We start from the raw sequence: 26,601 nt of genomic DNA, 5'->3' as shown, positions 1-26,601 counted from the left end.
CGGCGGTCCGCGTGACGCGGCGGTCGTCTCCCCCGGAGGACATGGTGCGAATGCGAGTGGCGATGTCGCGATACGGAGTCGGCCGGTTCCGGCGTTCGGTGGCATTGGCCGTGACAGTGCTGTTGGCCGGCACACTCGCCCCCGCCTATGCGGCGCAGGCCGATGACCAGGGGCGACCGGCCGTCCAGCAGTCCGCCAAGCCGGTCAAGGGCCATCCGGTGAAGGCGACGCCGCGCCGGTCCGATCCGGCCACAAAGCATCATGTGCCGCCCAAGGCGAGCTGGCCGAAGGCCGGCAGCGCCGAGGTGACCCTCTCCGGGACCGCGGCGGCATCAGCCGCCGTGCGAGCGGGAAAGTTGCCGGTCCGGGTCGGCCCGCCCACGGCGCAGGCGCGATCCGCGCAGCCCGCATCGCTGCCGGCGGGGGTCAAGGTCCGTGTGCTGGACCAGGCCGCCGCCCGGCGGACGGGAGTCAAGGGTCTTGTACTGACAGTCGCCCGCACCGACACCGGCCAAAGCGCCAGCCGCGTCGGCGTTCAGGTCGACTACTCCAGCTTCGTCAACGCCTTCGGCGGCTCCTACGGCTCACGGCTGAAACTCATCCAATTGCCCGCCTGCGCACTGACAACACCAGACCGGCCCGGCTGCCGGCAGGCGAACTCAGTGCCGACGCGGAACAACGAGGAGACCAAAGCCCTGTCGGCCGATGTGGCACTCGCTCCGGCATCCACCGGCGCGACCGTGCTGGCCGCGGTAGCGGGGGCATCGAGCGACAAGGGCGATTACCAGGCCACATCGTTGTCGGCGTCGGCGACCTGGCAGGTCGGCGCCCAGACCGGTGACTTCACCTGGTCCTATCCGATGCGGGTGCCGTCGGTCCCGGGGGATCTGGCACCGAAGCTGGACATCAATTACTCTTCCGGCGGCGTGGATGGCCGTACCTCGAGCACCAACAACCAGCCGTCCTGGGTCGGTGAGGGCTTCGACCTGTGGTCGGGCTACATCGAACGCCGCTACAAGGCCTGCAGCGATGATGGCGCGCCCAAGGACGAGCACGGCAACGACCCGGGCGATCAGTGCTGGGGATATGACAACGCCACCATCAGCTTCAACGGCAAGGCCGGCGAGCTGATCCCTGTCGGGGACGGCACGTGGCGGATGAAGGACGACGACGGCACCCGGATCGAAAAACTCACCGGTGCCGACAACGGCGACAATGACGGCGAGTACTGGAAGGTCACCACCACCGACGGCGTCCAATACTTCTTCGGTAAGGAGAAGGTCGCCGACGGCAAAGCCAAGACCGGCTCGACCTGGACCGTCCCGGTCTTCGGCGACGACGACGGGGAGCCGTGTCACAAGGACAGCGGATTCGCCGACTCCTGGTGCCAGCAGGCCTGGCGCTGGAACCTGGACTACGTCGTCGACACCCACGGCGACGCCATCGTCTACTACTACACCCCTGAGACCAACCGCTACGCCCGAGACCTGAAAGCCTCCGACGGCACCACCTACACCCGCGGCGGCTACCTGGACCACATTGAGTACGGCCTGCGCTCGGACAGCCTCACCGCCAAGCCCTCGGCCCAGGTGAACTTCGGCACAGCCGAGCGTTGCATCGCCGACGCGGACTTCGACTGCGACGCCAGCAAGATCGCAGACCACCCCGACTACTGGTGGGACGTGCCCTGGGATCAGAACTGCGCCGATGGCACCGACTGCAAAGACGCCGACCTGGGCACCATCAAGGCCTCACCGACGTTCTGGTCGCGTAAGCGCCTCACCAGCGTCACCACCCAGATCTTGGACCCGAACGGCTCTGGCACCTACCTGGATGTCGACTCATGGGCGTTGGCGCAGGACTGGGGGCTGGCCGACGTCGACCGTGACCTGCTGCTTGAGTCCATCACGCACAAGGGTGTCTACAAGGGCCTCACCGCGACGGCCAATGCGTCGGTGACACTGCCCTCGGTCACCTTCCAGCACGTACAGCGCGAGAACCGGGTCGACAAGCTCGGCGACGACGTCGGCCCGTATGTGAAGTACCGGCTCGGCACGATCTACGACGAATCCGGCGGGCAAATCGACGTCAACTACTCCGAACCCGAATGCACCACCGATGCGCTCCCCACGCCGGAAACCAACACCAAACGCTGCTTCCCGACCTACTGGGTGCCACCGGACGGGACCAAAGACCCGAAAATCGACTGGTTCCACAAGTACGTTGTCACCCAGGTCATCCAGACCGACCGTACGGGCCACGCCCCCGACATGGTCACCAACTACGACTACCAGGGCGGTGCCGCCTGGCACTACGACGACGATGACGGGCTGACCAAGGAGAAGTACAAGACCTGGTCGCAATGGCGCGGGTACGCCACCGTACGGGTGCAGTCCGGCGGCGACAATGACATGCGGACCCAGACCGACCACCAGTACTTCCGCGGCATGGACGGCGACCGTCTCAACAAGGACGGCGGGACCAAGGACGTCACCGTCTCCGACGACGAAGGCGGCAGCTATCCGGACGAGGACGCCCGGCAGGGTTTCGAATTGAAGACGACCACCTACCTCAAACCGGGCGGCGCGATCGTCTCCAAGACCATCAACACGGTCTGGACCCATCAGACAGCCAAGCGGGTCCGATCCTGGGGTACCACCACTGCCAACCTCACCGGCACCGCCAGCACCCGCACCTTGACCGCCGTCGATAGTGGGAACTGGCGCGAGACTCTGGTCAAGAACACCTTCGACGACACCGCCGGGCTCCCACTCCAAACTGACGACCAGGGCGACACCTCCACCGCCGAGGACGACCAGTGCACCCAGACCGAGTACGCGACCGGTAGCAGCACCTGGATGCGGAACTACCCCAGCCGGGTGGAGATCGTCGCGGTCAAATGCGGTGATCCGGTCGAGCGCCCCCGCCAGGTGATCTCCGACGTCCGCACCTACTACGACAACGGCGCATTCGACGCCGCTCCGTCCAAAGGCGACGTGACCAAGGTCGAGCACATCGCCGACTACAACGGCACCACACCGGTGTACGTGACCGATGCCAGCACCACCTATGACGCCTACGGCCGCAAGCTGACCGTGACCGACGCCGCCGCGCACGTCACCACCACGGAGTACACGCCGGCCACCGGACTGCCCACATCAACCAAAGTGACCGGCCCGCCCGTCACTCCCGGTGATTCATCCACCGCGCTGTACACCAGCAGCACCCTGGACCCGGCCTGGAACCTCCCGACCTCACAGACCGACCAGGGCGGCAAGACCACCATCGAGGACTACGACGCCCTCGGCCGCTTGATCAAAGTGTGGCTGCCCAACGTCACCAAAGCCAGCAACGCGATCCCCAACATCGCCTACACCTACATCACCGGCGATAACACACCGGCGGCGGTGGAGACCCAAACGCTGCGGGCGAACCTCGGCCAGCTGACCAGCTACCAGATCTACGACGGCTTCCTGCGCCCACGCCAGACCCAGGCCCTCGGCCCGGACGGCTCCCGGCTGATCAGCGATACCTTCTACGACGCCCAGGGCAAGACCGCCCGCACGTACGCGACCTACCAGGCCGACGGGGACCCCTCCGCGACGCTGTTCGGCATCGACAAGCAAGGCAACGTCGAGACCCAAACCGCCTACGAATATGACGGGCTCGGACGCGTCACCACCGAGACCCTCCTCACCGGCGGCGGACTCGGCCAGGAGAAGTGGCACACCACGACCACCTACTCCGGCGATCGCGTCACCGTCGATCCTCCAGCCGGCGGTACGCCGACCACCACCATCACCGACGCCCGCGGGCAGACCACCGAGGTCCGCCAGTACAAGGCCGACTCCCCGACCGGTGACTACGACGCGATCAAGTACACCTACACTCCGGCGGGCAAACTCAAGACGCTGACCGACGCCGCGGGCAACACCTGGACCCATACCTACGACTTGCGCGGCCGCGAATACCAGACCGACGACCCGGACAAGGGCACCACCAAGACCTTCTACAACGACCTGGACCAGGTCACCTCGACCGAGGATGCCCGCGGCAAGAAACTCTTCTACGTCTACGACCCGATCGGCCGCAAAACCGAAGAACACGCCGACTCTCTCACCGGCCCGCTGCTGACCAAGTGGACCTACGACACCGCCCGCCGGGGCCAGTTGGCCAGCACGACCCGTTACATCGGCGGGGCTGCCTACGTCGCCACCGTCAACCTCTACGACAACCTCAACCAGCCGCTCCGCACCACCTACACCATCCCGTCCGTCACAGGAGAACAAGCACTCGCGGGCAGCTACCAATACGTCGCCCGCTACAACCTGGACGAGAGCGTCAAGTCCACCAGCTTCCCGGCGGTGTCCCAAGCCACCGGCATGGGCGTTGAGACCGTCTCCGAAACCTACGATGATCTCAACCGGCCGATCACCACGACCGGCAACACCAAACTCGTCACCGACACCACGTACTCGGCGACCGGGCAGCTCAAGCAGCTCGAGCTGTCCACCGGCGGTAAGAAGACATGGGTCAGCTACTCATATGAGTACGGCACCCAGCGCCTGCATGAATCACGCACCGAACGCGAAGACATCGCCGGCGTCGACCGTGACGCCAGCTACGCCTACGACGATGCCGGTGACGTCACCAGCATCACCGACGTCTCCCGGGCCGGCACCGACAACCAGTGCTTCCGTTATGACTACCTCCAGCGCCTCACCGACGCCTGGACCCCGACCGGTGCGTGCAGCGACGGACCGGACAAGACCCTTCTCGGCGGCCCAGCACCGTATTGGAGCAGCTACGGCTACGACTCCACCGGCAATCGCACAACCGAGACCCAACACGGCGTCGGCGCCGTGGCAGCCGACACGACCCGCACCTACCACTACCCAGACCCGGGACAGGGCCAGCACCGCCTGTCCTCGGTCACCCAGACCGGCGCCGCAGGAAACCGCACCGACAGCTACGACTACGACGCCGCCGGCAACACCACCACCCGCGACATCGGAAACGCCGACCAGACACTGAGCTGGGACACCGAAGGTCACCTGGCGACCACCACCGACAGCACCGGCAGCACAAGCTACGCCTACGACGCCGACGGCAACCGGCTCCTACGCCGCGACCCCACCAGCACCACCGTCTACCTGCCGAACATGGAACTGCGCCTGGACAAGGCGACAGGAAAAGTCTCCGGAACCCGCTACTACGATCACGGCGACGCCCTCGTCGCCGTCGGTGACGGCACCAGCATTCAGTTCCAGTCAGCCGATCCGCACGGCAGCGCCGAACTATCCATCGACGGATCGACCCAGGCACTCGCCCAACGCCGCTTCACGCCGTTCGGCCAATTCCGCGGCTCACCGACCGGGATATGGCCGACCGACAAGGGCTTTGTCGGCGGCACCATCGACCCCTCCGGCCTGACCAACCTCGGCGCCCGCCAATACGACCGCGACACCGGCCGTTTCATCTCCGTCGACCCACTGTTCGACCTCACGGACCCGCAATCGTGGAACGGCTACGCCTACAGCGACAACAATCCAGCCACCAAGAGCGACCCTGACGGCGAGAACGCCTGCGTCCGCGAAGAGGACAGTGCGGGCTGCAGAGCGACTGACCAAACCGGCACCGTCCGCGACGCCAACGGAAGATCCTACGGCCCTACGTCCAACAAGAACTACTGCGACTACCACTACTGCGGCCCCACAGTCTTCCCCGGAAACGGACCGGTACCCAAACCTCCGATCGTCATCCACTTCACCCCGGTCTACACCTTCTACCCTAAAAGCCCCGAGCAGGGCCGAGCGATCTTCGACTACATGCTCAAACGCTGCGAATTCGGCAGCTCCTCCTTGGCGGCAGCATGCTCCGGCTACTTCGGCCCATGCAACGGCGACGCCGGCTGCCAAATACAACAAAGCTTTATGTATAGTGAAGCCTGTAGCCATTTTAAAGGTGTCTGTTCAAAGCAATCCGCATGGAAACCATTCCTGGATGCACTTGAGGCGGGTGTCGCCGGCTTCGGGCTCACTCCGAATCTTCCGGAAAGGGGGCAAGAGGGAGAGCGTGGCGCTCCCGGTGGCCAGGTCGGCAAGAGTATAAGCCAACAGAAGCAGGGAAGGCATGTCCTTGGCGACCGGCTTTATGGTGGAGGTGGATACTTCACTGACATATCCCATGCGCAGGAAGTGCTTGATGCCTACCACTCAGGGGACGCCACTGTGCTTGGGCAAAGCAGAAGTGGAAACGTGGTGGTGCGATACGATAGAGTAACCGGTTATAACAATAATCCGGCTCGAGGGTACCTTAACCAGGAGACGAACATCTTCATGATCAAGGGGACTAAGAGTCCTAGTGTTGTCCCGATTAGTCCGGCATGGTCTGGCGGATAATATGGATACCTTGGAATTCGAGAATTCAGTAGTCCTCCAAGTGCTACAAGCATCGCATGGGCTTATCTCGCCTGATATGCTTGCTATATCGGCTAAGGTGAGTTCGGAAAATGTAGTATTGTACTTCGCTCTACGGCGTAAGACGGACGAGGTAGATGAAGACGTCGAAGACATCATTTTCGAGCTGGATGCGCTGCTTGGAGGTGGGGTGATGTTGGAGGCGCAAATCTATGTTGGTACCCCGGACGAAAATTGGCCGGGGCGCTCCTGCCGCTTGGTTTATCTGGCAAAAAATTCCACGACCTGATTGACATTATGTGCATCGGCTACACGACTGGTTAATGGGATCGACTATCACGGCAAATTTGCGAGGTCGAAGCGTCTAGAGACTGAGACCAGTACTGATAGCCTTTGGGATCGCCTCCGATGGGCGCCTGGCCGCCGGACGTACGTAACCCCCACGCCCCGAGTTGCACCGAAACAACGTTGGCCAGGCCTGGCGGTGAGATGGCTGAGCTGATCTGGGACGTCCGATGCTTGACCGCCGATCAGGTGCGGCAGGCGCGCGACCAGGCGGGGTCCACGTGGCAGGAATTAACGTTTTCCGCCGACGGGTTGGGCGGGCTGCCTGAGCGTGGGGACAGCGTACATGCGTCCGTACGCGGTGCACCTAATTGTCTATGGCCGTCTGGTTATTCTCCACTTCTGATGCGGTTGGCGAATCCGCAAGATCGTGGTTGCGATGCCGAGAAGGTGGTGGACGAAGTACGCGCCGCCGGTGAACAGCTCTCTTCCGAGGCGCGGGAGTGGAGGCGGGGGCCAGTCATCCGCCGCACATGCCAATGTCTGTTTCGACTTTGACGACTCCGGCGAACATGCCGCTCACCCGATCGATGGCGATCAGGACACTGGCGGGCGCACGACGCTCTTCCGCGTTCCGGCTGTTCGGCGAGCATGCGGCTCCGTTGGCGATAATCCGGCGGTCTCGTCCTCTGCCGGCTGGCCGAAGCGTACGGTCCTGGAGCTCACCGCCGAGCGGAAGCGTCCCGAGGCCGCATCGATCACGCAGTGACCGGTGTGGAAGACCCCGGAACGTCCGGAACAGCTGCGTTCAACGTGCCAGCGCGACCTCTGCGGATCCGGGCTTGCCGTGCACCTTCCGTCGAACTCCAAGTCGCAGCCGACGACCAGGCCTTCGTCCACACCCTCGGCGACCGCACTCGCCTTGGCCTGGGCGAAACGCTCGACCAGGTCGCCGGTGTGCCAGCTGACACCGCATCTTCGTCCACGCCACTGACCTGCACGACGGGGTCCATGCCTGCCCGCCGGAGCAGGGCCAGACGAGACGGGGAGGCGGGCGCCAGGATCAACTCCACCCTGAGTAGTTGTCCTCTCGGCGGTCATCGCGGGGCCACGCTATCCCGCCAATCGTTTCCGGATCTGCGGGTGCCCAAAATTCCATCCGTGTAGGTGAGAGGCATGACGTCCAGCGGTGCTCCCCGACCGGATGGGCTGCCTGAAGGGCGGCGTGGTCGCGAACGAGGTCGTCCCGATCACGGACTACGTCCGCTTCGCCACCCCCTACAGTTTCCGGCCCGACTGGTGCGAGGCCGCTGACCCCGAGTCGAACGGGATCGTGGAGAACCTGGTCGGCTACGCCAAGCGGGATCTGGTTGTCCCGCAGGCGCCGTTCGAGGACCTGACGCGGCGAACGTTGCCGCGAGGCAGTGGTGCGCCGAGGTCAACGGCATGCCGCACTCGGAGATCGTGGCGGTCCCCGCTGGCCGGCTCGGGGTCGAGCGGGAACTTCTTACCGCGTTGCCGTCGCTGCGGCCGAGTGTCAACAACGTCCGACAGTTTTAGACGTTCGACTATCTCGCCAGCTTGGAATGGATCCGGGCCGCCGAGAACTTCTGCGCGGTCGGCCCCACCGGAACCGGCAAGTCCCACAGCCTGGTCGCGTTCGGCGTCGCCAGACGATTGACTTCACGCCGGGATCTGCGCTTAATGATCACCCTGTCGCGTGGCTGTGGGTGCTCCGTGGGTGCTCGAACGTCGCGACACGGGCAGTCACGTGACAACACAACCCGACAGCCGAACCGGCAAAGCTCGGGACACAGCGGCATAGATCGACACTGAGAGCGCCGATCTGTTACAGGAGCAGTGGACTCTTAATCCGCGGGTTCGGAGTTCGAGTCCCGTGCGGTGCCCTCCCGCTTGGCTGGGTACGTTCGGTGGTTGGTCCCGCGTGTCGCTGCGTCCCCGAGGCGGGGATTGTGGCCGGTGGTGGACGAGTCCCCCGTGTGGTGGTGTCGCGACGATCACCGCTACTCGGTTGCGTCGGCGCGGTCGGTCCGCAGGGCTCTGCCGATGTCACGGCTACGCCCTGGTGATCCTCGGGTGCCTCCACGTCGCCGAGATCGTGCGCCGGCGCTGGGGGACAGGGCGCTGAGGCATGCGTCGGACCCTCGGCGGACGAAGGGTTCGCCGGGTCATGGCGTTATGGGGCGCGAGCACGGGGAATGATCGCGAGGCAAGGTTGGGCAGCACCCCCCGAGGCCCAGGTCGTCGGCAGCGGGGGGTTAGGCAGTGTTGATCGGGACCGGACGCCGCAGTACGGCGGCGATCGTCGGTGGGCTGGCCGCGGTGCTCGCCGTCGCCGGATGTGCCGGGGGCTCTCACAAGGCCGCCCCGGTGTCCAAGGCGACGGCCGTCGCGCCGGTCGCCACCGAGATGCAGGCCTATGTCGCCAAGGTCTGGCCGGAGGCCGGGAAGATCTGGCCCGGCGTCGTGCTGAAGGACCAGCGGATCGTCATCGGGGACGGGCGTACGGCGCGGCTCATCAGTGTCGACGGCGTCGAGAATCTCACTCCCGCCGACCTCACCAAGCACAAGGTCCAGATCCCGTCGTCCGGTTCGCTCTACACCAACTGGGACGGGCATCCGACCGTCGTCATCAACAGTGCCGACTCCTCGTACACCGACGAGGCCAAGGACGAGCACGCCAGCCTGTCGGCGATCCTGTTCGGGGCGGCGACCGACGAGCTGTTCCACTCGTGGCAGCAGCGCGGCAGAGCGCTGGACCGGCATCCGATGCGCGGCACCGAGTACCCGCTCGCGGTCACGCCGCGGCTCTACCGCGCGATGATCTACAACGATGTGGTCGCCGCCTACCACGATCCGAAGCAGAAGCAGCAGCGGCTCGCGAACGCCGCGTACTGGTACCAGAAGTGGCAGAAGGAGTACGCCGACGAGGCGAAGCACGCCGCCACCACCGACGCGTCCGAGGGCGCGGCGGGCTACTTCGACGCCGTCGCCTCGGCCATGGTCGGCGGCGCGGACCGTACGAAACCGGACGAGATACGGGAACACGTTGGGTTCGAGCCGCTCGACCAGGGCCTGGATCCGAGGCGCCTGACCGTCGACGGCGAGGCCGCGCCGCTCGGCGCCCTCGCCGGCCTGCTCCTGGACCAGGCGCAGGAGCACAACAAGAAGGAGAAGGACAAGCACGCGCTGTCCTGGCAGAAACAGGTCGCCCAGAGCGGCCAGACGCCGCTCGCGCTGCTGCTGCAAGGGGTCGCGCCGGTGGCCGAGCAGCCGTCGGACGGCCTGCGCCAGGCGATCCAGGACGAGCTCGCCAAGCAGAACAGCGACCTGATCCCACGCTTCAACCCGCTGGTGCGGGCGTACAACAACAGCGGCGACGCGCTGCTGCTCGTACCGCTGGAGACCGCCACCGGGGACCTGGAGACGGGCGGCTACTACACGACCAAGAACGTGCCGTACGCGATGCTCGCCCGCCTGAACGGCACGTTCCGGTTCACGTCCGGGCAGCTGACGGCGAAGGACGCGTCCGTGCTGACGGGCACGGTAGACGGCCACCAGTACGTGATCGTGCCGCTGGACCCGGAGCACAAGACGTCGAAGCTGTCGGACAACCGCCTGCAGCTGGACACGGGCCCGCTGACCGGCACGTTCCACGTGAAGGCCCAGAAACTGAACGGCCGCGAGGGCCTCGTCGTCCAGTGACGCCGAGGAGACATCCCTAGGATCGCGATGCCGGGCCGAGCCGCGCCCGGCACGCGGCGAGGGGAGACGAGCGGTGGCCGACCGGGCGGAGGACGGCCTCGGTGGTACGGCGGAGACCATTCGCCGGCTGGTGTCACTCCTTCCGCTGGAGCTGCGGGACCGCGCGTCGTTGGAACTCCGGGCCGAGGGCCTCGATCCGGGAGAACCGGCCGAGCCCCGCGGTACGGCCGGGCCTCCCGCCGCACGGTCTTACGCTGCGCCGCCTTTCGCCCCGCCGTCTTCCGCCGCGTCATCTCTCGGGGCCGGGCTCGGGCGGTCGTTGCGGGACGCCGGGACGGTGCTCGAATGTGATGCCGTCCTGTCCGCCGTACGGCGACCGGACTGGGACGCGCTCGCCGGCGAGCATCGGCGGGAGCCGTTCGGACGGTCGCAGCGACGGGCTCTGATCGCCCACTCCGGCTGTCCCGACGCCCTGACGCGGGCCCTGCTCACGCCGTGGGACTCTCTCGTGGCGGGGCGGCTCGCGTCGCGGCGGCGGGCCGTTCCGCCGTGGGCCTGGCGGGCGGCCCTGACACGCATCGGGGAGATGCGGCCGTGGTTCTTCCGCCGCGTGCTCACCGAGGAGACGGTCGAGGAGCTCATCCTCACCACCCCGCGCCTGGACCTTCTGGTCCGGGCCGTCGACGGGTACGACCACAACGGTCACCGGGGGGCGCGGACGTTCTGGGAGTGCGCGGGGCGGCTGCTGCGGAGCCGGCTCCACGACGACCGGGACGGCTGGCCGGCCGCCGCCGCGGCGCTGCCGTCCCATCCGGGGACGTTCACCGGCCTGCTCCGCCGGATCGAGACCCCGTCGGCCCACGACGACCTGCCCCGCCGGCTCCCGGACGCGACCGTCCGGACCGCCTCGTCGCGTCGGCCCGAGGTCTCGCCGGCCGACGCTGCCCCGTCTCACCGGCTCGGTGACCGTCCGGACGAGCCCGGTCGTCCTCGCCGGCTCCCGGACGGGACCGCTCGAACCGCCTCGTCGCGGCGGCCCGAGGTCCCGCCGGCCGACGCCGATCCGCCTCACCGGCTCGGTGACCGTCCGGACGAGCCCGGTCGTCCTCAGCGGCTCCCGGACGGGACCGCTCGAACCGCCTCGTCGCGGCGGCCCGAGGTCCCGTCGGCCGACGTTGCCCCGCCTCACCGGCTCGGCGATCGCCCGGACGAGCCCGGCCGCGCCGACCTGCGGCTTCTCGCGCAGGCGCCCGACGTCGTGCTCGCGGACGTCATCGCAGGGCTCGCGGATCCGGTCCTGGAGGACATGTACGACCGCGACCTGGCGCGCTTGCGGACCCGGGAGCACCTGGCCGGCATGGTCGTGGACCGGTTGGTCGCCGCCGGAGTGCCGCCGCGGCCCGTCTTCGCCCGCTGGACGTACGGCGCGATGGCCACGCCGGCGACGCGGGCCTGGGCGCACGGGCTGAACTGGATGCTCGACCAGGTCAACGAGAGCAGAGCCGGGTACGACGTGACGTTGCGCCGCCTGCTCGCGGCCCGCCTGCCGCGCCCGGGCGCGGTGACGGACCTGGCCGGGGCGCTCCACGCCTGCGCGGGCGCGGTCGAGGCCGAGGCGTTGCTCACGGCGATGTACGGGCCGGACGGGTCGCCGCCGTGGCACGGGCTGGTCCTCGCCCACCACGACACGCCGTTCCGCGAGCCGGTGCTGTGCGTCCTGGCCGCCCGCGAAGGGCTGCCCGCGGCCCTGGCCGAGGACCTGCCCGCCCGCGACCTCCTCCTGCTGGCCGCCCACAGCCGGGCGGCGGCGCGCGTGATCGTGACGATGCTGCACCGCACGCCCGACTCCCGGACTCTCCTCCGCCGGGTACGGGCCGAGGGTTTCCTGGACGACGGCGAGCTGGTGAGGACGACCCGCCCGGCCAGGGCGCTCCTGGCCTACGCGTGCCGCCCGGAGACACCCGGCGCCGTCATCGAGCACTGCTCCCGCCTGGTCGAGGCGGCGGCGCGGGCGGCTCCGGCGGGGTTCTGGCCCGCGTTGTGGCGGTCGCTGCCCGCCTTCGACGGCAGCCTCCCCGAGCTACTGAAAGCGGCCGGCGAGTGACCGGGACGTCATCCCGGCTGCCAGGGCGCCTCCGGTACGGGGGCGATGCTCCGCGCCCGTACGCTCCCGATGCCCCCTCGTGTCGCCAGCACGATCAGGCGGTCGCCGCGGACCAGCAGATACCCGTCCTGCGGCTCCCAGTCGAAATGCTGCCCGCCGCGGCGCCCGACCGCGAGCACCCGTGACTCTCCCCGCTGGTTGGCCTCGCTCAGCGGGCGGCCCTCCAGCGCCGAGCCCTGGGCGATGGGCACGTCGGCGATGAGCATCACCTTGCGCCCGACCGGGATGGTGCCGATGATCTGGCGTTCCATCATGGCCGCCGCGAACGCGGGCGCGGCCAGGAACGACACGCTGCGCGACACCGGGATGTGGAAGTTGCGGTGGACCCGCCCGGCCAGGTCGTCGTCGAACAGCCGCAGCACGACCCGTACGTTGTCCTTAAGGTCGCGCGAGCTCAGGCCCGCCTCCAGGTTGGTGATGTCGTCGCTGGTGACGGTCACGACCGCGCGGCACGTGCTGACCCACGCGCTGCGCAGTGTCTCCTTGCGCGTCGCGTCGCCGAACACGATCGGCAGCTTCTCGCGGCGTGCCAGCGGCACCCCGACGGCGTCCTCGTTCATCTCCACGCAGACGACGGGCACGCCGAGGTCGTTCAGCTGCGCGACCACGCGTACGCCGACGCCGCCCAGGCCGACGACCACGACGTGCCCGCTGATCGGCTCGCTCAGCGCGAGCGGCCCGGCGAGCCGGGCGCGCACGAGCGCGTCGACGACCGCGGCGGTGATCGCGGGCACCAGGGCCAGGCTCGCCAGTGTGACGATCACCTGGGTCGCCTTGGCCGCCCCGCCGAGCGACGTGTCGGGGTTGGCGGCCCCGGCCAGGTCGAGCAGGACGAGATAGAGCGACTCGCTGAACGAGGACCCGCCGGACAGGGCCAGCGCCAGCGTGCCGAGCACGATGACGGCCAGGAGGACGAGCACCACCTGCATCAGCCGGCGGTTGAGGACGAGCCGCAGGTTACGCGCGAGGAAGGCGTACGGCCGGTGATGCGGCCGGTGCGCGCTGAGCGGGTCGCGCGGGGTCTTGTCGGCGACCGCGAGGACGAGGTTGGCGGTCTCGTGCGGGTCCGGCAGCAGCCGCGGGTTGCCCTCGGACCGTCGCGTGTCGGCCAGCCCGCAGATGATGGTCTTCGGCCGGTCGCTGCGGCGGGCGACGTACAGCGTGCGGCCGGCGACGCGTACGTGGCTGGGTGCCGGGTCGCCGAGCGCGGCGGCCACGAACGACGGCGCCGCCATCGCGCCGTCCGACAGCACCGCGCAGTCGTTGAACAGCGTGCGGATCCGCGCGCCCAGCGAGGTGTTCGACATCCGGATGACGAGCCGGGCGCCGGGGTTGAGCTCCTGCACGCGCAACGCCGCGTGGATGTTGCCGACCTCGCTGTTGCCGACGAGCGCGACCGCCCGCGCCAGGTCCGCGTTGACGTCGCGGAACGCCTCGTCGTTCAGTTCGAGCGCCTCGTGCACCTTCACGCGGGGAAGGCGGGCGATCTGCGGGCCGTGGTTGCGTTTCTTCGACGGCAGGATGACGGTGACGTCCTGCAGGTAACGCGTGGTCAGCTCGTCGGCCAGCCGGAAGGCCAGCGGCGTGTCGCCGCAGACGACGAGGTGTCCGCGCATGGCGCTGCGTCGTCGGGGGACTGTCGGCACGCCGTGATCCTATGCTCCGTCCGGCGAGGTCCCATGTGCCGTTGGAGGTACTGGGGGGCGGCCGTTCTACGTACGATGATCTTCGCCGTTGGTCCGCGTTGGACTCCAAGCCACTCTTGGGTACCGTTGGAGACCAGACCGAGAGGCGCTGCAACGGGCCGAGGCCCGCCACGCTCGGCCTGCACCACGATCGCGAAGGGCGCCTCCCGACACAACGGGGGGTGGACCAGTGGACAAAGACGAACGCCAGACCACGAGTGCTCTCAAACAGCTGCTCGCCGAACGCGTCGTGGTGCTCGACGGGGCCTGGGGCACGATGCTCCAGGGCGCCAAGCTCAGCCCCGAGGACTACCGCGGCGACCGTTTCACCGACCACCCGCGCGACGTCACCGGCGACCCGGACCTGCTCAACCTCACCCGTCCGGACGTCATCCTCGACGTGCACCGCCAGTACCTCGCGGCGGGCGCGGACATCACGACGACCAACACGTTCACCGCGACGAGCATCGGCCAGGCCGACTACGGCCTCCAGGAGTACGTGCGCGAGATGAACCTCGCGGGCGCACGCCTCGCCCGCCAGGCCGCCGACGAGGCCGGCGGACGCTTCGTCGCCGGCTCGGTCGGCCCGCTGAACGTCACGCTGTCGCTGTCGCCCCGCGTCGACGACCCGGCGTACCGCGCGGTCTCCTTCGACGACGTCCGCGCCGCGTACGCCGAGCAGATGGCGGCGCTCGCCGAGGGCGGCGTCGACCTGCTCCTCGTCGAGACGATCTTCGACACGCTCAACGCGAAGGCCGCGATCGCCGCGGCCCGCGAGGTCGCCCCGGACCTGCCGCTGTGGATCTCGGTGACGATCGTCGACCAGAGCGGGCGCACCCTGTCCGGCCAGACCGTCGAGGCGTTCTGGAGCTCGATCGAGCACGCCGAGCCGCTCGTCGTCGGCGTGAACTGCTCGCTGGGCGCCGCGGAGATGCGCCCGTACGTCGCGGAGCTGTCCGGACTGGCCGGCACCTACACCGCCTGCCACCCGAACGCCGGCCTGCCCAACGCGTTCGGCGAGTACGACCAGACCCCGGAGGAGACCGCGCGGCTGGTCGGCGAGTTCGCCGCCGCCGGGCAGGTCAACATCGTCGGCGGCTGCTGCGGCACGAGCCCGGCGCACATCGGCCTGATCGCGGACGCGGTGAAGGGCATGGCGCCCCGCGAGGTCCCCGAGCTCACGCCGGGCACGCGGTTCAGCGGCCTGGAGCCGTTCGCGATCGGCCCGGACACCGGCTTCGTCATGATCGGCGAGCGCACCAACGTCACCGGCTCGGCCCGCTTCCGGCGGCTGATCGAGGCCGACGACTACCAGGCCGCCGTCGACGTGGCGCTGGAGCAGGTGCGCGGCGGCGCGAACCTCCTCGACGTGAACATGGACGCCGACCTGCTCGACAGCGAGCAGGCCATGACGACGTTCCTCAACCTCATCGCGACCGAGCCCGAGGTCGCGCGCATCCCGATCATGGTCGACAGCTCGCGGTGGAGCGTACTGGAGGCCGGGCTGCGGTGCGTGCAGGGCAAGGGCGTGGTCAACTCCATCAGCCTCAAGGAGGGCGAGGAGCTCTTCCTGGAGCAGGCCCGCCGGATCCGCGACTACGGCGCCGGCGTCGTCGTCATGGCCTTCGACGAGCAGGGACAGGCCGACACCACCGAGCGCAAGGTGGCGATCTGCGGCCGCGCGTACGACCTGCTCACGCAGAAGGCGGGCTTCGCGCCCGAGGACATCATCTTCGACCCGAACGTCCTGGCCGTCGCCACCGGCATCGCCGAGCACAACGGGTACGCCAAGGCGTTCATCGACGCGCTGCCGCTGATCAAGGAGCGCTGCCCCGGCGCCCGTACCAGCGGCGGCATCTCCAACCTGTCGTTCTCCTTCCGGGGCAACGACGTCGTCCGCGAGGCGATGCACTCGGCGTTCCTGTTCCACGCCGTACGCGCCGGGCTGGACATGGGCATCGTCAACGCCGGGCAGCTCGCGGTGTACCAGGACATCCCGGCCGACCTGCTCGAACTCGTCGAGGACGTGATCTTCGACCGGCGTGATGACGCGACGGACCGGCTGGTCACCTTCGCCGGTACGGTCAGCGGCAAGGGCACGCAGCGCGCCGTCGACCTGTCCTGGCGCGAGGGCACGGTCGAGGAGCGGCTGTCGCACGCGCTCGTGCACGGCATCGTCGACTACATCGAGGACGACACCGAAGAGGCCCGGCAGAAGGCCGCGCGTCCCCTCGACGTGATCGAGGGTCCGCTCATGGACGGCATGAAGGTCGTCGGTGACCTGTTCGGCTCCGGGAAGATGTTCCTGCCGCAGGTGGTCAAGAGCGCCCGCGTGATGAAGCGGTCGGTCGCCTACCTCGAGCCGTTCATGGAGGAGGAGAAGGAACAGGCCCGCCGGGAGGGCCGTCTCGACACCAGCCGCGGCAACGGCAAGGTCGTCATGGCCACGGTCAAGGGCGACGTGCACGACATCGGCAAGAACATCGTCGGCGTCGTCCTCGGCTGCAACAACTACGAGGTCATCGACCTGGGCGTCATGGTCCCGGCCGCCAAGATCCTCGACACGGCGGTGGCCGAGGGCGCCGACGCGGTCGGCCTGTCCGGGCTGATCACCCCGTCGCTGGACGAGATGGTCGGCGTCGCGAACGAGATGCAGCGCCGCGGCCTGAAGCTCCCGCTGATGATCGGCGGCGCGACGACCTCGCGGCAGCACACGGCGGTGCGGATCGCCCCGGCGTACGAGGCCACCACCGTCCACGTGCTGGACGCCTCGCGCGTCGTCGGCGTGCTGTCGGACCTGCTCGACCCGGAGCGCTCCGAGGCGCTCGCCGTCTCCAACCGCGAGGAGCAGGAGCGGCTGCGCGAGCAGCACGCCGGCCGGAAGCAGCGCCCGCTGCTCACCGTGGACGAGGCCCGCGCGAACCGCGAGCAGGTCTCCTTCGACGACCTGCCGACTCCCGCCTTCACCGGCCTGCGCACCGTACGGCCGGAGCTCACCGAGCTGCGCGAGATGATCGACTGGCAGTTCTTCTTCCTGGCCTGGGAGCTGAAGGGCAAGTTCCCGGCGATCCTGGACCAGCCGGTGGCGCGCGAGCTGTACGACGACGCGAACGCCATGCTCGACGAGATCATCGCGGCCGGTTCGCTGCGGCCGGAGGGCGTGTACGCGTTCTGGCCCGCGCACGCCGACGGCGACGACATCGTGGTCGACGCGGGCGCCGACGGCACGGTGCGCCTGCCGATGCTGCGCCAGCAGACCGCCAAGCCGGAGGGCCGGCCGAACCGGTCCCTCGCCGACTACGTGGCCCCGTCCGGGGACCACCTCGGCGGCTTCGCGGTGGCCGTGCACGGCGCCGACAAGCTCGCCGCCGGGTACGAGGCCCAGCAGGACGACTACCGGTCGATCATGGTCAAGGCGCTCGCCGACCGTCTCGCCGAGGCGTTCGCGGAGTGGCTTCACCTGAAGGCGCGCCGCGAGTGGTTCGAGCCGGACGCCGAGCCGGCGCTGGAGGACCTGCACGCCGAGCGTTTCCGCGGCATCCGCCCGGCCCTCGGCTACCCGGCGAGCCCGGACCACAGCGAGAAGCGCGAACTGTTCGAGCTCCTGCACGCCACCGACGCCGGCCTGAACCTCACGGAGTCGTACGCGATGACCCCGGCGGCGGCCGTCAGCGGCCTGATCTTCGCCCACCCGTCGTCGCGATACTTCACCGTCGGCCGGCTGGGCCGCGACCAGATCGAGGACTACGCCCGCCGCCGCGGCATGGACGTCGCCGAGGTCGAACGCTGGCTGCGCCCCAACCTCGCCTACGACCCCGACGAGTCCTGACCGGTTCCCCGGCTCACGCGCCCGTACGGGAGAGCTCGTCGCTCCAGTAGGCGCCGGCCGGCAGGGTGTCCCAGGGGTTCGGCAGGTCGTCGTCGGTGACGTAGAGGTACCCGGCGTTGCGCTGCTTGCTGAGGGCGACCGCGTTCTCCATGGCGGCCTGCGTCGACGTGGCGTACACCAGGTGCCAGAACCTGTTCGGGTCGGCGGAGCTCAGCTCCCACGACGGGGCCGACCAGGAGGTGTAGGCGGCGTACGTGCCCTCGAACATCACCAGGACGTCCGCCGCCGATGAGTAGCACTGGTCGGCGGCGGCGCCGGGGTTGTCCACGGTGAGGGCCCCGGCGTGGCGCTGCTTCGTGTACGAGCCGACCGCGATGTACAGGTTGACGTACGCGTTGCCGGTGCCGCAGACGTTCTGCGCGTCGTCGAAGAAGATGCCCGCGAGGCCGTAGCCGCCGTACCAGCGGTACCAGGTGTCCACGTCGCCTTCGACCTGGGCCGTCCACGCCGAGGTGGACGTCTGACCGCCGCGCGTCGTACGGCCGGTGGTGCCGAAGTATCCGGTGTCGACGTAGCCGATGACCCTGACACCGGCCTGCGCGGCGGCGCGGATGGCGTTCGCGTAGCTCTGGTCGAACGCGGTGCCCGGGCCGTTGCCGGGATTGGCGACCGAGATCCCGACCGCCGGAGCGCCCTGGGCGAGCCGGGTCCAGTACGTGCTGCCGGGGCCGCCGCCCGGATCGAAGTACGCCGGGACGGCGAGGTGCTGCACACCGGCCGACGCCCGCGCCGGAGCCGCTGCGGCCGTCAGGCCGAGGACCAGCAACGCGGCGGCGACGCACGCGCGGACGGCTCCTACCGGTGGTAACGCTCTGCTCCGTGACCGGTTCCTCGACACGCTGATCACCTTCCGGGGGCGGGTGCCCTCAGAATCGGTTGCGTTTTCGCGCGTGTCAACCGGCACTTTCGAGCAGATTCGAGCACGCGCGGTGGAAGTGGCTGCCGCAGACCGCGGAACGGCCGGCCGCGCACCTCGCGTGACGGTCGCTCGGCTCAGGCGGTCGTGCTCGGCGCGCGGAGGCGGCCGTGCAGGTGCATGTCGTGGTACCCGTCGGCGTGCCGGGTGCGCCCGCGCATCGTGCCCTCGTACGCGTAACCGGCCTTCTCCGCGACCCGGCACGACGCGCGGTTGAGGGTCGAGTGCGCCAGTTCCAGGCGGTTCAGGCCGAGGGCGAACATCCAGTCGGTCACGGCCGTCAGCGCCCGGCCGGCGACGCCACGACCGCGCGCCGCGGGCAGCACCCAGTACGCCGCCTCACCGAACCCGTCGGAGAGGTAGAGCCGGCGGACCCCGACGCGCCCGAGCACGGTGTCCCCGTCGGCGATCGCCCAGTCGGCGCCGGTCTCCCGCGCCCACCGGTCCGCCCAGCGCGCCACCCATTCCCGGGCCTCGTCCTCGGTCAGGGACCGGGCGTGCCACCTCTGGATGTCCTCCTCGGCGTACGCCGCGACGAGAACCGGCACGTCCGCCGCGGTCCAGGGGCGGATCGTCAGTTCGTCCACGGACAGCGACGGCTGCGACCGGCCGCCCATCCGCCCGGCCGGCACCGCGGGCTCCACGAGATCAGGCATGCGCCCATCATGTCGCCACCGCTCGAAGCCCGCACTTGCCATTCCGGTGACCACGAGGAGTAACGTGCCGGAACGTCGTATAAGTACTGTCCATTTTTTTGGGCAGTACGTGATTTGCGCGAGGCCGTGCGCTACGGGGCCTTTCTCGGGGTGCGGCCCGGCAGAGAGGAGCTGTATGACCGCGGCCACGGATACTTCACGAGCGCCCGGCGGCGAGGAGAGCAGGCATCTTCGCCGCGACATCGGACGTGTCGGCCTGCTCTTCACCGGCGTCGGCTCGATCATCGGTTCGGGCTGGCTGTTCGGTGCGATGAACGCCAGCATCATCGCCGGCCCCGCCGCCATCTTCTCCTGGGCGATCGCCGGCCTGATGATCGTGTTCATCGGCCTGTCGTTCTCCGAGCTCGGCACCATGTTCCCGGTCACCGGGGGTGTCGTCCGCTTCCCGATGTACGCCTTCGGCGGCTTCGCCAGTTATTCGATGGGCTGGATCACCTGGGTCGCCGCGGCCGTCGTACCGGCGATCGAGACGACCGGCGTGCTGCAGTACGCCACCAAGTGGTACCACTTCACCGACAAGCACATGGTCCACGGTGAGCCGGTGCACACGCTGACGCCGGTCGGCATCGGGGCGGCTCTCCTGCTGCTCGCGGCCTTCTGCGTCATCAACGCGATCGGAGTGCGGTTCTTCGCCCAGATCAACAACGTGCTGGTCTGGTGGAAGCTCATCGTGATCATGGTGGTCGTGGTGGCGTTCCTGGTCACCGCGTTCCACGCCGCGAACTTCTCCGATCACGGGTTCGCCCCGGCCGGCGGCAAGGCCATGCTGACCGCGATCTCCACGTCGGGCATCACGTTCTCCTATCTGGGTTTCCGCCAGGCCATCGAACTGGCCGGAGAAAGCGACAACCCCCGACGGAACGTTCCATTCGCGGTGATCGGCTCCGTCGTCCTCTGCATGGCCATCTACGTGCTCCTGCAGATCGCCTTCATCGGCGCGCTTTCCGGAGGCGACCTGGCGCACGGCTGGTCGAAGCTGTCGTTCACGAACGACTTCGGCCCGCTCGCCGCGGTCTCCACGGCGATCGGCCTGGGCTGGCTGGCCACCGTCCTGTACGTCGACGCCGTGGTCTCCCCGGGCGACACCGGCCTGATCTACTCCGCCGTCACCTCGCGGCTGGGCTACACGATGGCGCGCAACGGCGCCGCGCCCGCCGGCATCGGCAAGCTGAGCAGGCGGGGCGTGCCGTGGGTGTCATTGATCATCACGTTCGTCGTCGCGGCGATCATGCTGCTGCCGTTCCCGAGCTGGCAGCAGCTCGTCGGCCTCGTCACCTCGGCGACGGTCATGTCGTTCGGCTCCGGACCGCTCGCGCACGCGGCGCTCCGCCGTCAGCTGCCCGACGAGCATCGTCCGTTCCGGCTCTGGGGCGGCGACACGATCCCGCTGCTGGCCTTCTTCTCCGCGAACCTGATCATCTACTGGACCGGCTGGAACACCAACTGGAAGTTCTTCGTCATCGTCCTGTTCGGGTACGTCATGATGGCGATCTTCGCGGCGACCGGCCAGCTCAAGCACAAGATGGAATGGAAGGCCGGCGCGTCGTGGGTCCTCCCGTGGCTGGCCGGCATCGCGCTGATCAGCTATCTGGGTGACTACGACGGTGGCCGTGGCGTCTTCAAGGGCCTCGTGATGGGCTTCGCCGTGAACGCCGTCTGGAGCGTGGTGATCTACATCATCGCGGTCAAGGTACGGCTGCCCGGCGAGCGTGTACGCGCGATCATCGCCGAACTGCCGCACGACGAGGTGGACAGCGAACCCGCACTCGCAGACTGAGCTCCCCGCTCTCGGCACGAGCCCCGTTCTCCGGTGAGAGCGGGGCTCGTGCCGGTTACGCGTTGAGGCGTTCGGTGATCGTGTCGAGGGTGCGGAGGATGGCGACGGTCTCGTCCAGCGGCATCAGCGGGGACTCGGTGTGGCCGGCCTCGACGCAGCGGGCGACCTCTTCCGCCTGGTACGTGTAGCCGTGTCCGTCGACGTCCAGGCGGAACGTCTCCGGTTCCGCGCCGTCGCGGTGCAGGGTCATCGCGTCCGGGTGCCAGAACGGGCCGGCCACCTCGATCCAGCCCGTCGTGCCGGTGATCGTCGCGGTCTGCGGGGTCCTCGCGAGGAAACCGCAGTGCAGCAGGGCCACCGCGCCCGAGTCGTAGCCGAACAGGATGCCGGTGTTGGAGTCCACGCCGGTCGGCGCGGGCGTGGTCACCGCCTGTACGGTGGCCGGCTCGCCGAGCAGCATCCACGCGAACGACACCGGGTACACGCCCAGGTCGAGCAGGGCGCCACCCGCCAGGTCCGGCGCCCACAGCCGGTGCCCGGCGTCGAACGGGAAGTTCTCCGAGAAGTCGGCGTACACCGCCTTCACCTCGCCGATCGCGCCATCGGCGACCAGCGTGCGCACCCGGGCGATGAGCGGGTTGAACCGCGTCCACATCGCCTCCATCGCGAACAGGTTCCGCTCGCGCGCCAGGGCGACGAGGTCCTGCGCGTCGGCCGCCGTCGTGGTGAACGGCTTCTCCACGAGCACCGCGCGGCCCGCCTCCAGGCACGTACGGGCGGCGGAGTGGTGCGTGTTGTGCGTCGTCGCGACGTAGACGACGTCGACCTTCGCGTCGGCGGCGAGCTCGGCGTACGATCCGTACGCCCGCGCGACGTCGTAGCGCTCCGCGAACGCCTCGGCCGTGTGCGCGGCGCGTGAACCGACCGCCGCCACCTCATGTCCGAGATGGAGCAGATCCTCGGTGAACGTGCGCGCGATCCCGCCGGTGCCCAGGATTCCCCATTGAATCGTCACGATCGGACATCGTACGAGGGAAATGCGGGTTTGTGGGTGCGGCGTCGTCGTGATTCAATGTTCTAGTTGCTATAGAGCAATACATCGAGGGTGACCGCATGATCCTGCTCGTTGAGACGGACAGTGACGTACCGCTGTACCAGCAGCTCCGCGACCGCGTCGTCGAGGCGATCGCCGGGGGCGAGCTGCGCGCCGGCGACTCGCTGCCCACGACCCGGCAGCTCGCCGCCGACCTCGGGATCAACATGCACACGGTCAACAAGGCGTACGACCGGCTCCGCCACGAGGGGTTCATCCGGCTCGCCCGGCGTACGGGTGCGATCGTCGTCCGCGACCCCGCCACCGGGCCGCCCGGTGAGGGCGTCGCGGACGAGTGGGAGGCGCGGGCGCGCACGCTGCTCGCCGAGGCCGTCGCCCAGGGCCTGTCCGAGGCCGAGATCGAACGCCGCTGCCAGGCGATCCTCGATGGTTTCCGCGCCGGATCGGACGCAGGGAGCCGGTCATGAGTCCTGCCGTCGTCACCGTGATACCCGTCGTGCTCGTCGGCGTCATGAAGTGGCTGATGCCCTCTCTTGTGCCGCCGACCATCCCGTTCGGCGTCCGCGTGCCGCGTGACCGCGCCGACGCGCCGGTCGTCGTCGCGCAGCGGCGCCGCTACCGCGCGGTGACCGGCGTCGTGGCGGTCCTCGCGGTGGCGGGCACCCTGCTCGCGGGCCGCCCGTGGGCCGGCCTGGCGGTCGTCGGCGTCGAGCTCGCCGTCGGCGTGTTCTGCTACCTCTACGCCCGCCGCCGGATCGCCGAGGTCAAGGCGGCGGAGCACTGGTTCGGCGGGCGGCGGCAGGTCGTGGTCGCCGACACCTCGCTGCGCACCGAGCCGGAACGCTATCCCTGGCCCTGGGCCGTGCCCGCGGTCGTGCTGGCGCTCGCCACGGTGATCATCGGCATCGTGGCGTACCCGGACATGCCCGCGCGCCTCGCGATGCACTTCGGCCCGGCCGGGCGGCCGGACCGCTACGCCGCCAAGTCGTTCGTCTCGGCGTTCGGGCCGGTGGTCACGCAGGTCGCGTCGACCATCCTGCTGCTGGCGGTCGCGGGCGCCGCGCTGCACAGCCGCGCGCAACTCGACGCGGAGGACCCGCAGGCGGCCCCGCGGCACCGCCAGTTCGTCGCGGCGACCACCCGGGCGCTGCTCGTCCTGGCGGCCTGCACGGGCGTCACGTTCCTCTTCGGCTCGCTGGCGAACTGGCAGCTGATCAGCCCGCCGGCGTCCGTCGTCACCGCGCTGAACGTCGTCCCGGGCGTCCTCGGCGCCGCCGCCGTGCTGGTCGTAGCGATCCGCTTCGGGCAGGGCGGCAGCCGCCTGCGTCTCGCTGGCTCGGCCGCCGGGCGCGCCCGAACGGTCAACCGGGAGGACGACCGTCTCTACCGGCTGGGGATCTTCTACTACAACCCGGACGACCCGGCGATGCTCGTGCCCAAGCGGTTCGGGATCGGCTGGACGCTCAACATGGCCCGGCCCGCCACCTGGGTGATATTCGGGCTGCTCCTCGTCATGGCGCTGATCGGGGTGCTCGCGGGCCGGTAGGTTCGACCGGTGCCCACCCCACGTGCCGTACGCCGGCCCGCGCCGCCGAAACTCCCCGCCGACCTCGTCCCGGTCCGGCTGTCCTCGCTCGCCGACGAGGAGATCCTCCTGTCCGCCGAGGTCACCGGGGGAGTGGCGGCGGGCGACCGCGCGGACGGGCTCGACGTCGAACGCTGCCGGTTCGACGCCGTACGGCTCGCCGGCGCCGTCCTGCCGCGCGCGAGCCTGTCCGACGCCGAGTTCCTCGGCTGCGACCTGGCGAACATCGGCGTCAGCGACGGTGTGGTGGCCGCGGCCCGGTTCGAACGCTGCCGCCTGACCGGCGCGACGTGGGGCGGCTGCTCGTTCCGCGACGTGGTCTTCGAGGGCTGCCGGGCCGACCTCGCGCGGTTCCGGATGAGCCGGTTCCGGCACGTCGTCTTCCGCGACTGCAACCTCACCGAGGTCGATTTCCAGAACGCGGAGTTCACCGGCTGCCGGTTCGAGGACTGCCGCATGGAGGGGGTGCGGTTCAGCCAGGCCGTGATGACGGGCGGCGCGGTGTTCTCCGGCTGCGACCTGTGGGGGCTGAGCGGTGTCGAGAGCCTGCGCGGCGCGACCGTACAGGCCGCCGACGCGCAGGGCCTCGTGCACACTTTGGCGGCGGCCCTGGGCATCACGATCGAGGAATGAACCCGGCGGGCATCCGCCGCGCGCGCCGATCGCGGCGTCACTCGATGAGCGGGGGAGCGATATCGCCGTCTTCCGCGCCCCAGGCCTCCTTGTCCTCGTACACCCAGACCACGCGCTCACGGTCCTTCTTCTCCGAGCCCGGTCCGGCGGCGCCGGGCATGAAGGGGATCGGCGACGTCCCCCGGGCGGCGGCGTTGCGCGCGGCGGCGGCCTCCGCGTTCTCCGCGGCGGTGGGAAGGCCGTCGGACCGGCCGGTGCGCATGATGGACGGGTTCGCTCCGGTGGGCGAACTCCCGGCGGGACCCTGGTGCGGCAGTGAACCGGACGGGCCGGCCACGTACGGGCTGGGCGTGTAAGGGCTGGGCGTGTACGGGTTGTCGGCGTACGGGCTGGGCGTGTACGGGGTGCTGCCCGCCAGGTCGGTGCCGCCCGTGGGGGAGGTGCCACTCGTGGTCTGGCCCAGCCCGGACAGGTCGGTCCCCTGTCCGGAGCCGAGGCCGGCCGCCGCGCCGGTGCCCGTCAAGCCGCTCGGGTCGTAGCCGGTCGGCAGGCGGGCGTTGGTGGAACCGGTTGGGAGTCCGGATCCGCTGAGGGTGGTGCCGGTGCCATCACCGTTGGGCGGCGGGTTCTTCGTTTTGGGCGGCGGGGTGGTCTTGGCGGCCCGCGGCAGGTCGACGAAGAGCTGGCCGGGGATGGAGGCGTACGTGCCCTGCGTCTTTTTTATGTGCTCGCTCAAGAGGTGCCGGGCACCCGCTATCGGGTCGTTGTTCGGATCGACCAAAGAATATTCGGGATTTGCTCCATCGGGCCAGCCGCCGTCGTCGCCGCTTGTTACAACTCTCGCACCCTCTTTGCCGGTTTTGTAATTATTGGCGAATTCCCCGTGCAAGATTTGTTTCTTGAAGTTCGCCAAGGAGACTTTGCCATGATGTTCGATCGGCTTGCCGACCGTGTCGCACGCGTCGCTTATCGCCTGCGCGGCCTGGTAGAGCTGCGCCAGCTGACGCTGTGCGGAGACCGACCCTGAGCCGTCACTCCACTTGTCGTGGATCTTGCCGGCGACCCTCCGAACGAAAGAGGCCATCCTGTCGTAGCTGTCGGCGGCCTTCTGATACCCCTTGCCGATGTTCTCCACCTTGTCCGGCCGAGTCTGGCTGGCAAAGTTGTAGATACTGATCGAATCCCAGACTTTCGAGTCGTCGGCGGGCTCTTTCTTCGCCTTGAGATCGAAGGTCAGATAATCGCTCATCGTGTTTTCTCCCGCGCCGCGAGTCGTCTCAGATCTTGTGCAAGATGTCGAGCACGGCCTGCTTCGCGCTCTCTTCGGCGTCCGCGTATGCGGTCGTTGACGCGAGCAGCTTCTCGACGATGGCCTTGTAACTATCGATGAACGTGGCGTGGGCGTCGGTTATCGAGGTGTTGGCCTGTGTCATGGTGTTGTAGAAATCCTGGCCGCCCTCCCAGCTGCCGACCTCGTCGCTGCTGATGTTCGTCGTTTGTTTGAGGTGCTGGTGCGCCTCGTCTTTTCCGGTAACGAATTCTTCGAGGTATTTGGCGAGATCTCGCGTTAGATCGAGTACCTCGTTGTGGGTGATGCTGAGACTTACCTTGTGTTCGAAATCCAAGGGTGGTTGCGCCCCGGGCCAGCGGTCGTACAGGTTGTTGCTCGGCAGGCCGTGCTGTGCTTTAGGTTCGTCGGACGTCCCCATGTAGGGCCTCCCCGCGATTTCATCGGGCATTAGTCGGCTGACA

The 26,601-nt window shown here is 68.7% G+C and carries 17 protein-coding genes, 1 pseudogene and 1 riboswitch; of the genes and pseudogenes, 11 read left to right on the top strand and 7 right to left on the bottom strand.

Annotation, left to right across the window (positions count from 1 at the left end; translation table 11 throughout):
• The first annotated feature begins 110 nt into the window (after positions 1 to 110).
• Entirely contained in the window at positions 111 to 6,401 is a 6,291-nt protein-coding gene (locus ACQEV1_RS36110) for an RHS repeat-associated core domain-containing protein (protein ID WP_433400194.1), read from the top strand.
• 10 nt (positions 6,402 to 6,411) lie between these two features.
• Positions 6,412 to 6,708, top strand: a complete 297-nt coding sequence (locus tag ACQEV1_RS36105) for a hypothetical protein (RefSeq protein ID WP_433400191.1) — start codon at positions 6,412 to 6,414, stop codon at positions 6,706 to 6,708.
• A 593-nt stretch (positions 6,709 to 7,301) separates the two neighbouring features.
• Here ACQEV1_RS36105 and ACQEV1_RS36100 read toward each other — a convergent pair.
• Positions 7,302 to 7,805 (bottom strand): Maf family protein, encoded by a 504-nt coding sequence (locus ACQEV1_RS36100; protein ID WP_433400188.1) that lies wholly within the window; start codon positions 7,803 to 7,805, stop codon positions 7,302 to 7,304.
• An 88-nt stretch (positions 7,806 to 7,893) separates the two neighbouring features.
• On the opposite strand from ACQEV1_RS36100, the pseudogene ACQEV1_RS36095 reads away from it, so the two are divergent.
• The 4 genes and pseudogenes from ACQEV1_RS36095 to ACQEV1_RS36080 all read left to right on the top strand — a co-directional run.
• Positions 7,894 to 8,249 (top strand): annotated as a pseudogene (locus ACQEV1_RS36095) (IS21 family transposase); the annotation flags it as partial.
• A gap of 36 nt (positions 8,250 to 8,285) precedes the next feature.
• Positions 8,286 to 8,540 (top strand): hypothetical protein, encoded by a 255-nt coding sequence (locus ACQEV1_RS36090; protein ID WP_433400185.1) that lies wholly within the window; start codon positions 8,286 to 8,288, stop codon positions 8,538 to 8,540.
• 450 nt (positions 8,541 to 8,990) lie between these two features.
• Entirely contained in the window at positions 8,991 to 10,430 is a 1,440-nt protein-coding gene (locus ACQEV1_RS36085; RefSeq protein WP_433400182.1) for a hypothetical protein, read from the top strand.
• Positions 10,431 to 10,767: 337 nt separating this feature from the next.
• Positions 10,768 to 12,534, top strand: coding sequence for a hypothetical protein (locus ACQEV1_RS36080; protein ID WP_433400179.1), 1,767 nt, complete (start codon positions 10,768 to 10,770; stop codon positions 12,532 to 12,534).
• Between the two features lie 8 nt (positions 12,535 to 12,542).
• Here ACQEV1_RS36080 and ACQEV1_RS36075 read toward each other — a convergent pair whose 3' ends face one another.
• Positions 12,543 to 14,240, bottom strand: a complete 1,698-nt coding sequence (locus ACQEV1_RS36075) for an NAD-binding protein (protein WP_285632544.1) — start codon at positions 14,238 to 14,240, stop codon at positions 12,543 to 12,545.
• A gap of 134 nt (positions 14,241 to 14,374) precedes the next feature.
• Positions 14,375 to 14,452, top strand: a riboswitch (S-adenosyl-L-homocysteine riboswitch).
• A 17-nt stretch (positions 14,453 to 14,469) separates the two neighbouring features.
• Between ACQEV1_RS36075 and metH the strand changes: the two genes are divergently transcribed.
• Positions 14,470 to 18,108, top strand: a complete 3,639-nt coding sequence (gene metH, locus ACQEV1_RS36070; RefSeq protein WP_433400175.1) for a methionine synthase — start codon at positions 14,470 to 14,472, stop codon at positions 18,106 to 18,108.
• 13 nt (positions 18,109 to 18,121) lie between these two features.
• On the opposite strand, the gene ACQEV1_RS36065 is transcribed toward metH, so the two are convergent.
• On the bottom strand, positions 18,122 to 19,006 hold the full coding sequence (locus ACQEV1_RS36065; protein ID WP_433400172.1) for a spherulation-specific family 4 protein: 885 nt from the start codon (positions 19,004 to 19,006) through the stop codon (positions 18,122 to 18,124).
• A gap of 155 nt (positions 19,007 to 19,161) precedes the next feature.
• The gene (locus ACQEV1_RS36060) at positions 19,162 to 19,740 is read right to left on the bottom strand and encodes a GNAT family N-acetyltransferase (RefSeq protein WP_433400169.1); all 579 of its coding nucleotides are present in this window, start codon (positions 19,738 to 19,740) and stop codon (positions 19,162 to 19,164) included.
• A 175-nt stretch (positions 19,741 to 19,915) separates the two neighbouring features.
• On the opposite strand from ACQEV1_RS36060, the gene ACQEV1_RS36055 reads away from it, so the two are divergent.
• Positions 19,916 to 21,577 (top strand): APC family permease, encoded by a 1,662-nt coding sequence (locus ACQEV1_RS36055; RefSeq protein ID WP_285632551.1) that lies wholly within the window; start codon positions 19,916 to 19,918, stop codon positions 21,575 to 21,577.
• A 55-nt stretch (positions 21,578 to 21,632) separates the two neighbouring features.
• Here the strand turns inward: ACQEV1_RS36055 and ACQEV1_RS36050 are convergent, their stop codons facing one another.
• The gene (locus ACQEV1_RS36050) at positions 21,633 to 22,592 is read right to left on the bottom strand and encodes a Gfo/Idh/MocA family protein (protein WP_285632553.1); all 960 of its coding nucleotides are present in this window, start codon (positions 22,590 to 22,592) and stop codon (positions 21,633 to 21,635) included.
• Positions 22,593 to 22,690: 98 nt separating this feature from the next.
• Between ACQEV1_RS36050 and ACQEV1_RS36045 the strand changes: the two genes are divergently transcribed.
• From ACQEV1_RS36045 to ACQEV1_RS36035, 3 genes are read left to right on the top strand one after another with little or no spacing between them, the layout of a single operon-like run.
• Positions 22,691 to 23,098, top strand: a complete 408-nt coding sequence (locus tag ACQEV1_RS36045; RefSeq protein WP_285632555.1) for a GntR family transcriptional regulator — start codon at positions 22,691 to 22,693, stop codon at positions 23,096 to 23,098.
• A complete protein-coding gene (locus tag ACQEV1_RS36040) occupies positions 23,095 to 24,177 on the top strand; it encodes a DUF1648 domain-containing protein (RefSeq protein WP_433400164.1) in 1,083 nt (360 codons plus the stop codon). Before ACQEV1_RS36045 ends, ACQEV1_RS36040 begins: the two co-directional genes overlap by 4 nt.
• A gap of 9 nt (positions 24,178 to 24,186) precedes the next feature.
• Entirely contained in the window at positions 24,187 to 24,849 is a 663-nt protein-coding gene (locus tag ACQEV1_RS36035) for a pentapeptide repeat-containing protein (protein WP_285632559.1), read from the top strand.
• Between the two features lie 37 nt (positions 24,850 to 24,886).
• Here ACQEV1_RS36035 and ACQEV1_RS36030 read toward each other — a convergent pair whose 3' ends face one another.
• Together ACQEV1_RS36030 and ACQEV1_RS36025 are read right to left on the bottom strand one after the other, a co-directional pair.
• Positions 24,887 to 26,098, bottom strand: a complete 1,212-nt coding sequence (locus tag ACQEV1_RS36030) for a hypothetical protein (protein ID WP_433400160.1) — start codon at positions 26,096 to 26,098, stop codon at positions 24,887 to 24,889.
• Positions 26,099 to 26,126: 28 nt separating this feature from the next.
• Positions 26,127 to 26,558 (bottom strand): hypothetical protein, encoded by a 432-nt coding sequence (locus ACQEV1_RS36025; RefSeq protein WP_433400157.1) that lies wholly within the window; start codon positions 26,556 to 26,558, stop codon positions 26,127 to 26,129.
• Positions 26,559 to 26,601 lie beyond the last annotated feature (43 nt).

The sequence above is a fragment of the Actinoallomurus sp. CA-142502 genome, from assembly GCF_050936355.1.
Lineage (GTDB): Bacteria > Actinomycetota > Actinomycetes > Streptosporangiales > Streptosporangiaceae > Actinoallomurus > Actinoallomurus iriomotensis.
This window is presented reverse-complemented; position numbering and strand designations above follow the sequence as displayed.

Bases quoted from the DNA above. Each gene is read 5' to 3' on its own strand.
- ACQEV1_RS36100 (WP_433400188.1), bottom strand. From the start codon at position 7,805: ATGACCGCCGAGAGGACAACTACTCAGGGTGGAGTTGATCCTGGCGCC.
- ACQEV1_RS36060 (WP_433400169.1), bottom strand. From the start codon at position 19,740: ATGCCTGATCTCGTGGAGCCCGCGGTGCCGGCCGGGCGGATGGGCGGC.
- ACQEV1_RS36040 (WP_433400164.1), top strand. From the start codon at position 23,095: ATGAGTCCTGCCGTCGTCACCGTGATACCCGTCGTGCTCGTCGGCGTC.
- ACQEV1_RS36055 (WP_285632551.1), top strand. From the start codon at position 19,916: ATGACCGCGGCCACGGATACTTCACGAGCGCCCGGCGGCGAGGAGAGC.
- ACQEV1_RS36030 (WP_433400160.1), bottom strand. From the start codon at position 26,098: ATGAGCGATTATCTGACCTTCGATCTCAAGGCGAAGAAAGAGCCCGCC.
- ACQEV1_RS36045 (WP_285632555.1), top strand. From the start codon at position 22,691: ATGATCCTGCTCGTTGAGACGGACAGTGACGTACCGCTGTACCAGCAG.
- ACQEV1_RS36025 (WP_433400157.1), bottom strand. From the start codon at position 26,558: ATGGGGACGTCCGACGAACCTAAAGCACAGCACGGCCTGCCGAGCAAC.